This window comes from Myxococcus sp. AS-1-15, from assembly GCF_020037055.1.
Taxonomy (GTDB): domain Bacteria; phylum Myxococcota; class Myxococcia; order Myxococcales; family Myxococcaceae; genus Myxococcus; species Myxococcus fulvus.
The window spans coordinates 50,661-64,455 of the sequence record NZ_JAIQDF010000010.1; the positions used below are offsets into that span (position 1 = coordinate 50,661).

Consider the following 13,795-nt stretch of genomic DNA (forward strand, 5'->3'; position numbering starts at 1 on the left):
AGCCGTCACTCGCGCGCGCGTCACCGCGCGCCGGACGTCACCGCACGCCCGTCACCACCACCGCGTCCGTCGTCTCCGTCACGGTGAACTTCTTCAGGGGCAACGTCGCGGGCCCTCTCGTCACCGCACCCTGCAGCGTGAAGGTCGAGTTGTGGCAAAAGCAGATGTAGTCCTGCTCGGCCTGACGCGCGGACACCTCGCAGGCCTGGTGCGTGCACAGCGCGTCCACCGCGGACAGCGAGCCATCCGAGGCGCGGGCGATGAAGATCTTCTTCCCGTAGCCGCCAGGGACGCCCTCCACGAAGCTGCCGTTGTCCTTGAGCGTGGGGAACTGCGAGAAGGGCAGCCGCACCTCGCCGTTCACCGCCGAGGGGAAGCCGCCCTGACCCGCGCGCAGTTCGATGGTCAGCTCGCGGTTGCCCGGGTTGTACGTGGAGGCGAACTTGCGCAGGCCCACCGTGGCCGGCCGCTGCGTCACCGCGCCGTCGATGGGGTTGAACTTGGACAGGTGGCACGGGCACACCACCTCGCGCCCGTCGAAGCCGAGCGGGCACGCGGCGTGGGTGCACAGGTTGGACAGCACGGAGAAGGTGTCCTGCCCGGAGTGCGTCACCAGCAGGTCCGTCTCCTCGCCCGCCACGCGCAGCGTAATCGCGCCGCCCACGCGCTCCAGGTCCGGATAGCGCGAGACCTGCAGCGTCACCACGCCCGCGTCGCTGGCCGTCACGTCCGTCACCGGCGCCGGGTCGATGTCCGGCGCGCAGCCCGGCAGCGCCGTCGCGGCCGCGCCCGCCGCGCTCGTTCCGAGGATGCCCTTCAGGAAGCCACGTCGCGACGTGCTCACGTCCCCTCCACCACGAAGACCAGCTTGGGCTCCAGCACCAGCTTGTCGTCCACCTTCACCATGAGCAGCGACGGGCGCTCGATCTTGAACTGCTCCAGGCTGACGGTGAACGAGCCCTCCGTCGTCACCTCCGTGGCGGACTTGAACAGCACCGTCACCGGCACCTCCACGCCCTGCTTCTCCCCGTGGAAGAGCAGCTGGCCCTTGAGCGTCACCTGCACCTTCGAGGGGAAGGTCGCGGGCAGCTTCACCCCCGTCGCCACGCCCTTGAAGTCGACGATGGGGTGCTTGGCCACCTCCGTCACCTCCCACATGTGCTGGTCGCGGTTGGCGTTGCCGGAGTCGAAGTCCTTGATGTTGGCGCGCACGGCCACCTGCAGCGTGCCGTCCGCCTTCAGCAGGGCCTTGCCGTCGCTGGGCTTCGCGGTGCCGACCACCTCGTGCGCGGGGTGGTGCAGCTTGTAGGTGAGCGTGCTGGCGTCCTTCTTGAGCGCGTACGTCTTGGCCCCACCCTGGGCCAGGGCGGGCACGGAGAGCAGCAGGGTGGTGAGCAGCGCGAGTCGTCGAACGGTCATGTCCGTCTCCAGGAGATGCAGAGGTCGTCCCTCCGAGGCCAACGGCGCCCGGGGGAAAAGATTCAGAAGAAGAGGGTGAAGATGCCGGCCGTGACGGCCCCGAGCGTGGTGTAGCCGACCACCTGGTGCGCGGTGGCCAGGTCCGTCTCCGACAGCCGGCCGAAGCGGTCCGTGGCCATGATGCCGAGGATGATCTGCGCGATCATCCCCGCGGTGGCCAGGGACATGAAGAGCTTGTGGAAGGAGATGGTGTCCCACTCGGCGTTCTGCTTCTCGAAGGGCTCCGGGGCGAGCAGGCCCAAGAGGCCCACCGAGGCGAAGACCACGGAGGTCCCCACGGCGAAGCCGCGGTGGAGCCCCAGCAGGTTGCGGTCATCGCCGCCGCCGCGGAACGAGTCGTTGAACTGGAGCTGGCCAATCACCGTGGTGGTGACCAGGCCCGCGGCCAGCGCGAAGCCCAGGCCCTGGTGCAGCTTGAGCATGGTGCGGCGCCGGTCCAGGCGCTTCTGCAGCTCCGGGTCCACCTGGGCGGCGGCGACGTCCTCGGCGGGCTCCAGCAGGTCGAAGTCCAGCGAGGGGTCCTCCGCCGGAGCGGCCTGCTCCTCGGCGGGGGCCTGCTTCGTGGGCGCGTCCTTGGCGGGCGGCGACTTCTTCTGTTGGGCCTGGGCGGTGGTGGTGGACAGCAGCGACAGGATGACGAGGACGGCGGCGAGGCGGTTCATCAGTGGGTATCCGTGAGGGGCTCGTGGCGGAGGGGCGGACAGGTGCGGCAGGGGTGCCGGGGGCCTGCTTCCATCATGCCGACGTGACTCACGAAGAACCCGGAACCGATTGCAAAGTCGCCGCAACGGGGACCGGCCAGGGGTTTCGTGGACGCGATGTGGAAGACGAGAGGCGGCCGGAGACGGCCTGCATGAGGGGACCCGAACGAAACCTCCCAACCAGGTGGTGACCCCGGAAGCATGACTCCGAGGCCCAGGGGCGACGGTAGCGCCACACTCCGCGTTGCGGAAGCCGCATGACGGGCGGCGGACTCTGTCCGACAGCCACCTTCCTCCGGGCTCGGGGTCGGAAGACCCCGGCCGGTGTGTTCACTGCCCGCGCGGGGGACTGACGGGCGCCCGACAATCATCCGCCCGGGGCCGGAAATCCGGCTCCGGATGCGTTTCAGTGGAGGCAGCCCGGGGTGTCACCTGCGCCATCGGGCAGCCGCGCATGGAGAAGCATTCGTCCGTCAGCCTCCGCTTGCCTCCTCCCGACGAGGGCCCGGGTCCCAGCGTGGAGCTGCTGGCGGAGAGCCGCCGCGCTCGCGCCAGCGCCGAGCTCGCCAGCGCGCGCATGCGAAGTCTGCAGTCGCTCACGCTCGCCCTCTCCGGCGCCCTCACCTCCGAGGACGTCGCCCGCGCCGTCGTCGTGGAGGCCGTGCGCACCCTGGAGGCCCAGACCGGCGGCCTCTACCTGCTGGAGGCCCGGGGCTCCACCCTGGAGCTGGTCCACACCGTGCGCTGCCCCCCGGCCATCGAGGCCGCCTTCACCCACGTCCCCCTGGGCGCCAACGTCCCCGTGGCCGAGGCCGTGCGCACCCGCGCGCCCCTATGGCTGTCCGACTTCGCCACCCTGGCCGAGCGCTTCCCCATCGCGGCCGACCCCGCCCGCCCCGAGCACGGAGACCTGTCCATCGCGTGCCTGCCCCTCATCGCCCGCGACAGGACGGTGGGCTGCCTGGCCTTCATCTGGGGCCGCGCGCACGACTTCGACGAGGAGGAGCGGGCCTTCATCGACATGCTGGCCCAGCAGGCCACCATGGCCCTGGAGCGGGCCCGGCTGCTCGCCGCCGAGCGCAGCCAGGTGGAGCGCGTGGGCCTGCTCCAGCACGCCACCGCCATGCTCGCCACGTCGCTGGACCTGGGCCACACCCTGCGCGGCGTCGCGCTGGGCCTGGTCCCCACCCTGGGCGACTTCTGCATCATCGACGTGATGGGGCCGGACCACGAGGTGCGCCGCACCTTCCACGCCGCCACCCCCGAGTGCGCCGGCCTGCTCGCCGCCAGCCACTGGCGCCCCCCGGAGCGCCCCGGCACGCCCATCTGCGCGCTCGCCAGCGGCCAGCCCGTCTTCGCCCCCCAGGTCGACGCGGCCTGGGTGGAGTCCACCGCGTGCGGGCCGGAGACGCTCGCCCTGCTGCGCACCCTGGCCCCCACGTCCTGGCTGTCCGTCCCGCTGGACACGCCCGAGGGCGTGCTCGGCGCGCTCACGCTGGGCCACTGCCTTTCCGGCCGGCACCACACGGCCGAGGACCTGGAGCTGGCGATGGAGCTGGCCCGCCGCGCCAGCGCCGCCGTACAGAACGCCCACCTGTTCCACCAGACGCAGCAGGCGCTCCAGCTGCGCGACGAGTTCCTCGCCATCGCGAGCCACGAGCTGAACACGCCGCTGACGGCGCTGAAGCTCCAGCTGTCCCGGCTGCGGCGCATGTCCTCGGACGGGGAGGTGCGGGCGCGCACCACGTCCGCCGTGCAGCAGGTGGACCGGCTGGGCCGGCTGGTGCACGAACTGCTGGAGGTGGCCCACCTGTCCGAGGGCCGGCTGCACCTGACGCCCGAGCCCGTGGACCTGGTGGACGTGTGCCGGGAGGTGCTCACGCGCTTCACCGAGGAGAAGGAGCGCGCGGGCGCCACCATCTTCCTGCGCGCCGACGGCGCCGTGTCCGGGCGCTGGGACGCCTCGCGCGTGGACGGCATGGTGACGCACCTGCTGTCCAACGCGCTCAAGTACGGCCTGGGCCGCCCGGTGGAGGTGGAGGTGGCCTGCATCCCCGGAGACCTGGCGCGACTGGTGGTGAGGGACCGCGGCATCGGCATCCCCGCCGAGCAGCTCGCCCACCTGTTCCAGCGCTTCGGCCGCGCGGTGCCGCTGAGGCACTACGGCGGCTTCGGCCTGGGGCTGTGGTTCTCCCGTCAGGTGGTGGAGGCCCACGGCGGGCACATCCACCTGGAGAGCTCACCGGGGCTGGGCACCACCGTCACCGTGGAGCTGCCCAGGACGCCGGAGACGGCATGAGCCCCAGGCCCGCTCACGCCGGAGCGGTGGAGGGCACCTGGGAGCGCTGCGCGGTGCCGTGCGCCAGCTCCTCCCCCAGCGCGTGCGGGTCGAAGTACGCGTAGAAGCGGCGGATGTGCTCGCCATCCCACTCCAGGATGGAGACGCCCTCGTAGGCCACGGCCGCGCCGTTCTGCGCGGTGCCATGGGACTCCCACTCGAGCGCCACCCGGTCCCCCGCCTCAATCATGTTCCGGAAGGACGACTTCACCTGGCGCAGCGTGGCCTTGTACTCGCGCCAGAACTGACGCGCGCCCTGCTTCCCCTTGAACACCCGGGAAGAGGCCAGGTTGCTCACATGGGCATCGTCGCTGAAGAGCGCGACGAGCGCCTCCAGGTCGCCGTCCTCCTCCAGGCTCGACAGTGCCTCCACGAACCGCTGCGCTCGCTCCGTCGCCATGCGCGTGTCCTCGCTCGCCCCTGGGTGGAAGGGGGCCCATGGAAGGAGACTGCGCATGCGCCATCCCGGGTGCCTCCCCCTCCCGCCTGCCCTCCGGTGCGACGGGGGAGCTCCGGTCAGCACGCTGTCCAGGCACTCAGGTGCCCCGGGCCCGGGACCACTCCTCGCGGTTCCAGCCGTTGCGCAGGTAGCGTTCACGCTTCGACTCGGGGAGCGCCTCCCAGGCCACTCCCCGCGCCAGCTCTGGCGGCGTGTCGAAGAGGCCCACGTGCTGGCGGTCCACGGCCTGCGTCGCGCGCTTCGCCGTGAGGCCCTTCATCTCGTAGCCCAGCCGCAGCTCGGCCTTGTTGCCCTGTCCCTTCACGTCGACGAAGACGCCCCCGCCGAACTCCGCCTCCCTCAGGTTCAGCTTGCTGTAGCTGCCCGCGTGCTTGCCCACGCCGACGGACAGCTTGAGGTCACCGTCCGAGGAGTGGCTCACCGAGAACAGGCCCAGGTCCACCTTCACCTCCGACTGGAGCTGGCCCTTCGAGTCGCGCGTCACCTCCAGCCCCACGGGTCCGCCCTTGAGCGCCACGCCGCCCGAGGACTTCAGGTCTACGCGGCCCCGCGAGTCGAGCCGCGCCTCGCCGCCCACGAGGAGGTGGTCGTGCTGCAGCTCCGCCTTGCCATTCAGGGAGAAGGTGCCGCCGGGGCGCTCGCCGAGCAGCTCGCGCTGACGGGCATTGATGGCCTGGTAGACCCAGCCCGTGGACCCCGCGGTGCCCACCGCCAGGCGCCACTCCTTCGCGAGCGCCTCCCGCCGGGGGTCCTCGCGCGACAGCCCCAGCATCGAGTCCGACAGCCGCGCCTCCCGGGGCGGGCCCAGCTTGCGCAGCTCGGGGAGCCCCTGGGACTGCTCGACGGCCTGGACATAGCGACCGAGGTAGGCGGCGTGGTCGGCCAGGTACGTCCTGCCCGCGGTGACGGCGTGCTCGCTCACGGCCTGGCGCAGCGAGTCCGGCAGGGCCGCGTCGTGACGGAAGAAGGCGGGTCTGCCCGGGTAGCCCAGCGGCCCCGACGCGGGCTCCCCCGCGAGCCGCTGGAGCATGCCCTTGGCGTGGGCCTGCTCCAGGAAGGACGCGCGCGCCTGGGGAGACTGCTCGGCCAGGAAGGTCTTCAAGAGGCCCTCGCGCTCCATCCGCTCCAGGGTGGCGCGGTAGCCCTCCGGCGGGAGCTGTCCCAACAGCGTGTGCACCGTGCGCACGTCCGCGTCGCTGACCGTCCAGTCGCCGAGGCTGCGCGTCAGCCTCGCCTGGAGGTCCGGGTAGACGTCCGCGGGGACCTCCGCGCTCCGGGCCCGGAGCCTGCCGCCCAGCGCCGTCAGCTCTCCGGCCGACACGGTGGGGCCGGTGTCCCGGGACGTGCTCCCTGGCTGCGGAGGGGACGGGGACTTCGAGGTGGGTTCCTTGAACGGCTGCACCGCGTTGCGCTCACGGGCGGCCGGGGTGGGGGGATGAGGAGGGGGCCGCGCCGGCGTGGGCACCTCGTCAGGGACCAGGTCGAGAGCCAGGGCGTTGCTGCCTGCTGTGTCGATTCGGGACATGCGCTCGCTTCCGCAAAGGGGACCTCCGGCCGCACTGCACCGGGCACACCAGGGTCCACTCCGAGCGGCGCGCGGGCCCTCGGCGCCTCACGCCATCGCCAGTTCCGGACGTGAAATCTCCCGGCACGGACGTCCTCGCGCGCGAGGTCGGCGCGAGTCAGGCGACCACGGCGGCGACGGCCCGGGAGTCGAGCGGCAGCTCCAGCGTGAAGGTCGTCCCGGTGCGATCCCCGCTCTCGATGCTCACCCGTCCACCATGGGCCTGGGCACAGCCCCAGACCAGGGTCAGCCCCAGGCCCCAGCCCTTCGAGGGCCCCTCGCGCGCGGAGCGCGTCCTCGAGAACGGCTTGAAGAGCAGGTCCTGGTCGGACTGGGAGAGGACCCGGCCCTCGTTGTGGACGGAGACCCTCGCGCCTGAAGCCGTCCGCGCGACGGTGAGGGTGACGGGGGAGTCGCTCGCGCCGTACTTCACCGCGTTGCTGGTCAGGTTCCAGAGTGCCCGGCGCAGCTCGTCCTCGCTCCAGAAGCCCTCGACGGGCGCCTCGGCCACGAGGAGGAAGCGCTCGCCGTGGATGGTGCTCAGCTCCTCGATGACCTCCCGGGCGATGGCCCGCAGGTCGCACGGCGCGAACTGGAGCGAGAGCTGCTCCCCGGCGCGCAGGCGGTTGGCGTCGAGCAGGTCCCGCACCATGCGGTCCGTGCGCTCGATGTTCTGGTCGATGCGCCGGGCCAGGTCCCGCCGCTCCTCCATCATCTCCGGCCGGCGCAGGAGCAACTGCGCCGCCACCTTCGCCGCCGACAGCGGCCCCCGCAGGTCATGGGCCAGGACGGAGACGAAGCGCTCCCGGAGCACCCGCTCCTCCTGCAGGGTGTCGACCTTCGTCTGCAGGTCCGCGTACAGCTTCGCGTTGTCCAGGTGGATGGTGAGCCGCTCGCCCAGGGACTCGAGCCGCCTCCGCTCCCGGGCCGTGAAGTCGCGCGACGCGGCGGCGCCGACGTACAGCACGCCCCTCAGGGCGTAGTGCGTGGCCAGCCGGATTCCCAGCAACGAGGAGAGCCCCTCGCGCCGCAGGTCCTCGCTCACCGCCATCGGCGTGGCCTCCGCCTCCTCGCCCGAGCCGGGGTCCTCGTCCACGACGCCTCGAGTGGTCGCGTATCGCGCGAGGGCCTCCATCGCCACGCCCGTGGAGACCACCGTGCCAAGACCGGGGAGCGGGGTCTCCTTCAAGAGCAGGGCCGCGCCCTGTCCCCCCAGCGCCTCCATGATGAGCTCGAGGACCTCCCTCAATCGCTCCTGGAGGGAGGCGGCGTCCACCTCCAGGGCCTCGTTGGCCACCTTCTGGATGAGCCGCAGGTAGCGCTTCTCCGCCTGCTCATCCTCCCGCATGTGCTCGCTGAACAGCGCGATGACGCTCGCCGAGGCCGCATGCAGCTCACCGAGCAGCCGCTCGACGTCCTCGACGTCGGGCCGCGCCTGGGGCGGGGCCTCGGCCCACATCCTGGAGATGCACCTGCCCAGGAGCGCGAACTCCTCGACGACCTCCGCGACGTGGAACCCCTGGCGGAGTCGCGCGGCCACATGGCCCTCCACGTACTTGCGCCGCTCAGCGAAGGTGGTGGCCGGCGCCTTCGCGTCCTCCGCGAGCGAGGCCAGATAGGTCGGCATGATGTTCTTGAGCTCGGGGGCGTCCAGGCCTCGGGCGGAGGCGGCCCGGGTCGCCTCCTCGGTCCACAGCCGGACGATGGCGTCGTAGTGCCGGTGGATGATGTCAGCGATGCGGTTCATCGTGTGGCCCCATCGTTCTGCCGCACGGAGACGCCATCCCGTGCATTCCTGGAGAGGGGATAAGGCCTGGGCCTCCCGGAGGTGAGCGGGGAGAGCGCCGGGCCCGCGGACCACCGTTCGCTGGCATACACGCCCCGGGGAGGTCGCGACGGGTGCCCGAGTGGGGGAGGGCATCCCGCCCCGAGGACCGAGGACCCATCCCCGAGCCCCCTCGGCGGGCGAGTGGCCCGCCGCTCCATGTCCGCGGCCGCCTCCGTGTCCATCCTCAAGAAGCTCAACCTTCCCCTTTCAAGCTGTCCTTCTCGCGAGTCGCGCGGCGGGCCGCCCGAGGTCCGCCATGCCTTCGTACACGGTCGACATCCCGCTCCATCTCCACCACGCATACTGGCAACTGCCCAATGAGATGCGCATGGCCGTCGCGCTGCATCTGCTGGCGATGGCGGAGCTGGCGCCCCGGAGATACTCCGCCGTGGACGGGGGGCCGAGCCGCAGTGACATCGCCGGCCTGGACGCGGGCGAGCACCTCGTGGAGCTCGGCGGGCTCTGGTTCTCCTATCGCATCACCCCTCAGGAGAACCTCTTGCGGTTGCTGGATTTCGGGGGCACGACGCGGGGTGTCCCCGCCCCCGCGCCCTCCACCTGGAGAAACCACCTGCTGGACCAGGATGTCTGGACCAACGAGGGCGGCGGCAGCCATGCCCTGGCGCGGGGTGACGACGTGGCGGGGACCTGAAGCCTCCCGCGCGCGGAGCACGCGCGTGGGCCCGAGCGGGCGTGGCCTCCTCTTCAGTTCATCGTGGAGCCGCGCAGCCGCGCCCTCAGCACAGCGGCCTCGTCCGTGTCGCGCAGCACCACCAGCGTCTGCACGTAGTACGCGAGCGCCCACAGGTTCTCCTCGGGAATGGCTCCCTTCCACGTCGGCATGGCCGCGCCGCCCACGCCCGCCGCGATGACCCGGTAGAGGTCCTCGCGCTGACGCTCGGGAGTGTACGGCGCGCCTTCGATGGTTTCTCCCACGGGCCAGATAGTGCGCAGGGGCTGGAAGAGGAAGTCTGGCGGGAGCACTTTCTGCGTGCGCGTGGGCTCGCCGTTCGCGTCCACCTCCACCGGGTGGTCCGACTCGCGGACCTGTGCGGTGTAGGGGTCCACCTTGGACAGGTCCACGTCGCGCCCCGTGGTCTTCTTCATCAACGCCGCCAGCTCCGCGCGGGGAAGGTACGCGACATGACAACTGGAGCAGCCCGCGTTGCCCGCGCCCGACACGTGATAGGCGACGCGGCCCCGCTCGATGGCCTCCGCTTCACGGCCTCGCCACGGGTCGGGTGACATCTCCAGCGGCTTACCGGGGACCTCTTCCTTCCAGCGAGGGCTGAAGGTCTTGAGGTATTGCACCACCGCGTCGAGGTCCGCGTCGGGCACATCCCACGCGAACATCGGCGTGCCATGGAGCCCTCGTCGCAGCGTGCGCTTCAGCGCCTCGTCCGTGGGCAGCTCTCCCACGGAGACACCGCCGAACTTGAACAGTCCCTGACGGAAGCTGCGAGGCACGGGCCGCATGCCCCGTCCCGCCGGGCCTTGTCCGTCGCCCTGCGCTCCGTGACAGGAGGCGCAGTAGTACGCGTACACCGAGTGCCCACGCACCAGCGTCTCCGCGGAGAGGACGCGGCCGTCGGCGAGCTTCAGGGGCTCGAACGTGGGCGAGCTCTTCGAGCGACACCCCGCGAGCGACACCAGGAGCAGCAGGGCCGACAGCACACGAGAGGTCATGGGAGGTACACCGCGATGAAGAGGAACACCCACGTCACCGTCACGAAGTGCCAGCCCAGGGCCCAGGTCCGCCACGAGGCTCGCACGTCCGCTCCGCGCAGATGACGCCAGCAGCAGGCGAAGAGCCCGACCTCCACCGCGAGCACGTGCAGCGCGTGCAGCGCGGTGAGGCCATGGAAGGCCGACGCGGACACGCCGCTCTCGGGGATGCGCAGGTGCTCGGTCCACCAGGCCCGGTGCATCCACATCGCCTGGAGCACGAGGAACCCGAGCCCCGCGGCCCACACTCCCCAAGTTGCCCACAGGGGACGAGGGCCCTCGCGGCGTGAGCCCAGGTGCAGGGCCGCGCTCCCCGCGACGAGCAGGAGCCCCGTGAGGCCCAGACCCCACGTGGGCACCCGCGGCGACGGCCACGCCTCGCGCATCCGGTACCAGCCCACCGCGAACACGAGCGCCGCGAAGAACATCGCCCACGCGGACAGGCCCAGCACCGTGCCGAGCCACTGTGTGGCCTCGGCCCGGGTGTCCGCTTCGGGCCGCGGGCTCATGACGTGCGCTCCAGGAGGGGCAGCGGGCTGCTGATGGCTGGAGACTCCGCGGGCAGCACCTCCGCCTGTCCCACCCAGTCGCGGCCCAGCTGCTCCAGCACCTCCGGCTGGGACAGGGCATGTGGCCCGCGCAGCACGACGGGGAGCTGCTCGAAGTTCTCGTCGCTCGGAGGGCTGGCCGCGCACGTCCACTCGAGCGTGCCCACCTGCCACGGGTTCGCGTCCGCCACGCGCCCGCGCCAGAGCGTCCACACCAGGTTCACGACGAACAACACCTGCGCGGCCCCGAGCAGGAACGCGCACGCCGTGGTCCACTGGTTCAGCGGCAGCAGGTGCTTCAGGTACGTGTACTGGTACGGGTCATAGAGCCGGCGCAGCTGTCCCGCGTAGCCCGCCGCGAGCTGTCCGCCGAAGACCCCGAGGAACAGCACCGCGCTCGACACCACGTGCGCCTTCGCGAGCCCTTCGTGAAGCTGTCGCCCGAACATCTTGGGGAACCAGAAGTACAGCCCCGCGAAGACCCCCAGGAAGCTGGCCGCGCCCATGGTCAGGTGGAAGTGCCCCACCACCCACAGCGTCCCGTGCAGGGGCACGTCCGTGGCCACCGCTCCCAGCGCGAGCCCGGTGATTCCGCCCAGTCCGAACACCCCCATCGTCGAGAGCGCCGCGAGCATCGGCGAGGTCAGCCGCACGCTGCCGCGCCACAGCGTCATCAGCCAGTTGAGGAACATCACCTCCGCCGGCAGCGAGATGAGCAGCGTCAACACCATGAACGTGCGCCCCAACAAGGGCGACATCCCGCTGGTGAAGAGGTGGTGCGCGTAGACCAGCCCGCTCAGCGCGGACACCCCGCCCATGGCCCCCGCCGTCAGGCGATAGCCGTGCGCGGGCTTGCGGCTGAAGAAGGACACCAGGTCCCCCACCATGCCCCACGCGGGCAGGATGAGGATGTAGACCTCCGGGTGGCCGAACAGCCAGAACAGGTGCTGGTACACCACCGGGTCCCCGCCGCCGCCCACCGCCGCCGCGCCCGCGATGAAGAACTGTGTCCCCAGCAACCGGTCCATCAACAGCAACACGGTGGCGGCCGCCAGCACCGGCACGAAGAGCACGTTCAACACCGACGCGAAGAACAGGCCCCACACGGTGAGCGGCAGTCGGCCCCAGGTCATCCCGGGCGCTCGGCATCGCGCCACCGTGACGACGAAGTTCAGCCCGTACGTGAAGGCCGAGACACCCGCGCACAACACCGCCACCGTCACCAGCGTCTGGCCCAGGCCCGGGGTGAACGCGGTGGTCGACAGCGGAGGGTAGGCCGTCCACCCCGCGCTCGCGGGCCCCAGCCGCACCGCGAACGAGAGGAGCACGAGGGCTCCGCCCAGCGCGTAGACCCAGAAGCCCAGCGTCGACAGCCGGGGGAACGCGAGCCTCCGCGCGCCGATGGCCAGGGGCAACACGAAATGCCCCAGCGCGCCGAAGAGCAGCGGCGTCACCGCGAAGAAGATCATCACCAGGCCGTGCATGGTGAAGACGGAGGTGTACGTGGGCGGCGTCAGCGCGCCTCGGGACTCGGGCAGCGCCCACGCGAGCCCAGGCACGGGCTGCCCCGGCCACGCCCACTGCCAGCGGATGAGCAGCGCCAGCAGTCCGCCCAGGAGGAGGAAGCCCAGCCCGCTCCACAGGTAGCGCCGGGCCACCTGCTTGTGGTCGACGCTCACGGCGTCCTCCAGTCCCAGCCCCAGTGGGCCGCGACGTCGTCCGCGTCGTACGCCTGGAGCGCCTGTCGCCCCGCTTCGCGCAGCCACGCGGCGTACGCCTCCGAGGACAGGGCGCGCAGCTCACCGCGCATCCGGTAGTGGCTGGTGCCGCAGTGCTGGTAGCAGGCCACCTCCCACGTGCCCTCGCGCTCGGCCTGGAACCAGGTCTGGTTCACGCGGCCTGGAATCGCGTCCACCTTCACGCGGAAGTGCGGCAACGAGAAGCCGTGCACCACGTCCGTGGAGACGAGCTGCACCCAGACGGGGACGCCGGCGGGGACCCGCAGGTCGTTCCACGTCACCACGTCATCGGGCGTGTTGAAGCGGCCGTCCTCGCCCGCGTAGCGCGCCTCCCAGGACCACTGGTGCGCGTTGATTTCGATGCGCACCGTGCGCGGGTCCTCGGCGGGGACCTGGAGGTTCCACAGCACGTCCCGCAGGTAGCCCTCCGAGCCCACCAGCAGCGTCCCGTCCACGATGAGGAACGTGGTCAGCGCCAGGCCGAGGACGAAGGCGATGGAGCGCTTGGTGCCTCCGTCCGAGGCCGCGCGCTTCGCGCCCCGGAAGCGCCACACCGCGATGAGCATCCACCCGAGCGCAATCGCCGCGAGGCCCGCCTCGAAGCGGTGACTCCACCCGAGCAGCGCGTCGATGCGAGGGCCGTGGGTGCTCGCGTTCTCGGGCAACGCGAGGGTCTTCAGCCCGGAGGGCGCTTCCGTGTCCGTCGAGACAGGGGAGGACCCTTCGACGGGGGTGCTCATGTCGGGTCCTTCCGGCTGTCCTCACGGCTGGCGCGACGCACGGCCCACACGCCCACGCCCAGGACCACGAAGGGCGTGAGCATCAAGCCCACCACGAGCAGCACCGAGCGCACCGCGGACTCCGGCTCCCTGAGCGAGCACGTCGCGCAGGCCCAGGCCTCCACGGGAAGCAAGGCCAGGAGTGCCAGCGCGAGGGCCGCGGCGGCGTGCGCCTGGCTCGCGACACATCGACGAGACGTGGTGCTCCGTGAGGGCTTCACGCCCGACATCGAAGACCGGGCGGTCCACCGGCGCCAGCCGCCTCGAGGGGACTCGCCGCCTCGGCCTTCCTCGAGCGTCGGGTGGGAAGCCAGAGGCGCGGTGGCACCTCGGAAGGACTCGTCGTCCCGGCAGTCCTCCCAGGTTGGGGCGAGCGACGGGCGCGCAGAGGCGCCTCGATGAGGCTCGTGGCCTCGGCCTCCTCTGGGGATTGAGCGTGGCGCGGTTGCGTTTGTTCGGGGGAACTCGTCGACCCAGCCGTCCTCGGGGCAGCACTCCGGTCGAGCCTCGGACCGGACGAAGATGCCTCTGCCCGCTCCCGGGAGGCGGGATGCGGCTCGTCGACCCTGGTTGGAGCGCTCACCGTTCATCACCGCCCTCCCGGCTAGCACGCGGGAGTGGCCGTCTCAAGCCG

Annotated in this window: 13 protein-coding genes; 2 read left to right on the forward strand and 11 right to left on the reverse strand. The window is 71.5% G+C overall.

What is annotated here, in order from left to right:
- Positions 1 to 37: 37 nt before the first annotated feature.
- The 3 genes from K8625_RS25420 to K8625_RS25430 all read right to left on the reverse strand — a co-directional run bounded on the left by K8625_RS25420 (position 38) and on the right by K8625_RS25430 (position 2,141).
- Positions 38 to 844 carry a Rieske (2Fe-2S) protein gene (locus tag K8625_RS25420; protein WP_223784157.1) on the reverse strand — a complete coding sequence of 269 codons (807 nt, stop codon included), beginning with the start codon at positions 842 to 844 and terminating at the stop codon, positions 38 to 40.
- Entirely contained in the window at positions 841 to 1,419 is a 579-nt protein-coding gene (locus K8625_RS25425) for a YceI family protein (RefSeq protein WP_223750990.1), read from the reverse strand. The genes K8625_RS25420 and K8625_RS25425 overlap by 4 nt, the downstream gene beginning before the upstream one ends.
- A gap of 62 nt (positions 1,420 to 1,481) precedes the next feature.
- Positions 1,482 to 2,141, reverse strand: coding sequence for a hypothetical protein (locus K8625_RS25430; protein WP_223750989.1), 660 nt, complete (start codon positions 2,139 to 2,141; stop codon positions 1,482 to 1,484).
- Positions 2,142 to 2,634: 493 nt separating this feature from the next.
- Between K8625_RS25430 and K8625_RS25435 the strand changes: the two genes are divergently transcribed.
- Positions 2,635 to 4,479 carry a GAF domain-containing protein gene (locus K8625_RS25435; protein WP_223750988.1) on the forward strand — a complete coding sequence of 615 codons (1,845 nt, stop codon included), beginning with the start codon at positions 2,635 to 2,637 and terminating at the stop codon, positions 4,477 to 4,479.
- 13 nt (positions 4,480 to 4,492) lie between these two features.
- Here K8625_RS25435 and K8625_RS25440 read toward each other — a convergent pair whose 3' ends face one another.
- The 3 genes from K8625_RS25440 to K8625_RS25450 all read right to left on the reverse strand — a co-directional run bounded on the left by K8625_RS25440 (position 4,493) and on the right by K8625_RS25450 (position 8,289).
- A complete protein-coding gene (locus tag K8625_RS25440; RefSeq protein WP_141332492.1) occupies positions 4,493 to 4,918 on the reverse strand; it encodes a nuclear transport factor 2 family protein in 426 nt (141 codons plus the stop codon).
- Positions 4,919 to 5,054: 136 nt separating this feature from the next.
- Positions 5,055 to 6,503 carry a hypothetical protein gene (locus tag K8625_RS25445; protein WP_223784158.1) on the reverse strand — a complete coding sequence of 483 codons (1,449 nt, stop codon included), beginning with the start codon at positions 6,501 to 6,503 and terminating at the stop codon, positions 5,055 to 5,057.
- Positions 6,504 to 6,660: 157 nt separating this feature from the next.
- Positions 6,661 to 8,289, reverse strand: coding sequence for an ATP-binding protein (locus K8625_RS25450; RefSeq protein ID WP_223750985.1), 1,629 nt, complete (start codon positions 8,287 to 8,289; stop codon positions 6,661 to 6,663).
- A gap of 337 nt (positions 8,290 to 8,626) precedes the next feature.
- Here K8625_RS25450 and K8625_RS25455 point away from each other — a divergent pair, with 337 nt between their 5' ends.
- On the forward strand, positions 8,627 to 9,022 hold the full coding sequence (locus K8625_RS25455) for a hypothetical protein (protein ID WP_223784159.1): 396 nt from the start codon (positions 8,627 to 8,629) through the stop codon (positions 9,020 to 9,022).
- A 53-nt stretch (positions 9,023 to 9,075) separates the two neighbouring features.
- Here the strand turns inward: K8625_RS25455 and K8625_RS25460 are convergent, their stop codons facing one another.
- Genes K8625_RS25460 through K8625_RS25480 form a run of 5 tightly spaced genes read right to left on the reverse strand, consistent with a single transcriptional unit; the run spans position 9,076 to position 13,382 of the window.
- A complete protein-coding gene (locus tag K8625_RS25460) occupies positions 9,076 to 10,056 on the reverse strand; it encodes a cytochrome c (RefSeq protein ID WP_223750984.1) in 981 nt (326 codons plus the stop codon).
- Positions 10,053 to 10,604 (reverse strand): cytochrome c oxidase subunit 3, encoded by a 552-nt coding sequence (locus tag K8625_RS25465; RefSeq protein ID WP_223784160.1) that lies wholly within the window; start codon positions 10,602 to 10,604, stop codon positions 10,053 to 10,055. The genes K8625_RS25460 and K8625_RS25465 overlap by 4 nt, the downstream gene beginning before the upstream one ends.
- Positions 10,601 to 12,322 (reverse strand): cbb3-type cytochrome c oxidase subunit I, encoded by a 1,722-nt coding sequence (locus tag K8625_RS25470; RefSeq protein ID WP_223750982.1) that lies wholly within the window; start codon positions 12,320 to 12,322, stop codon positions 10,601 to 10,603. Before K8625_RS25470 ends, K8625_RS25465 begins: the two co-directional genes overlap by 4 nt.
- The gene (locus K8625_RS25475) at positions 12,319 to 13,122 is read right to left on the reverse strand and encodes a cytochrome c oxidase subunit II (protein ID WP_223750981.1); all 804 of its coding nucleotides are present in this window, start codon (positions 13,120 to 13,122) and stop codon (positions 12,319 to 12,321) included. The genes K8625_RS25470 and K8625_RS25475 overlap by 4 nt, the downstream gene beginning before the upstream one ends.
- Positions 13,119 to 13,382, reverse strand: coding sequence for a hypothetical protein (locus tag K8625_RS25480; protein ID WP_223750980.1), 264 nt, complete (start codon positions 13,380 to 13,382; stop codon positions 13,119 to 13,121). The genes K8625_RS25475 and K8625_RS25480 overlap by 4 nt, the downstream gene beginning before the upstream one ends.
- Between the last annotated feature and the right edge of the window lie 413 nt (positions 13,383 to 13,795).

Coding starts and splice junctions, on each gene's coding strand:
- K8625_RS25460 (WP_223750984.1), bottom strand. CDS start 10,056: ATGACCTCTCGTGTGCTGTCGGCCCTGCTGCTCCTGGTGTCGCTCGCG.
- K8625_RS25450 (WP_223750985.1), bottom strand. CDS start 8,289: ATGAACCGCATCGCTGACATCATCCACCGGCACTACGACGCCATCGTC.
- K8625_RS25440 (WP_141332492.1), bottom strand. CDS start 4,918: ATGGCGACGGAGCGAGCGCAGCGGTTCGTGGAGGCACTGTCGAGCCTG.
- K8625_RS25465 (WP_223784160.1), bottom strand. CDS start 10,604: ATGAGCCCGCGGCCCGAAGCGGACACCCGGGCCGAGGCCACACAGTGG.
- K8625_RS25430 (WP_223750989.1), bottom strand. CDS start 2,141: ATGAACCGCCTCGCCGCCGTCCTCGTCATCCTGTCGCTGCTGTCCACC.
- K8625_RS25455 (WP_223784159.1), top strand. CDS start 8,627: ATGCCTTCGTACACGGTCGACATCCCGCTCCATCTCCACCACGCATAC.
- K8625_RS25435 (WP_223750988.1), top strand. CDS start 2,635: ATGGAGAAGCATTCGTCCGTCAGCCTCCGCTTGCCTCCTCCCGACGAG.
- K8625_RS25425 (WP_223750990.1), bottom strand. CDS start 1,419: ATGACCGTTCGACGACTCGCGCTGCTCACCACCCTGCTGCTCTCCGTG.
- K8625_RS25445 (WP_223784158.1), bottom strand. CDS start 6,503: ATGTCCCGAATCGACACAGCAGGCAGCAACGCCCTGGCTCTCGACCTG.
- K8625_RS25475 (WP_223750981.1), bottom strand. CDS start 13,122: ATGAGCACCCCCGTCGAAGGGTCCTCCCCTGTCTCGACGGACACGGAA.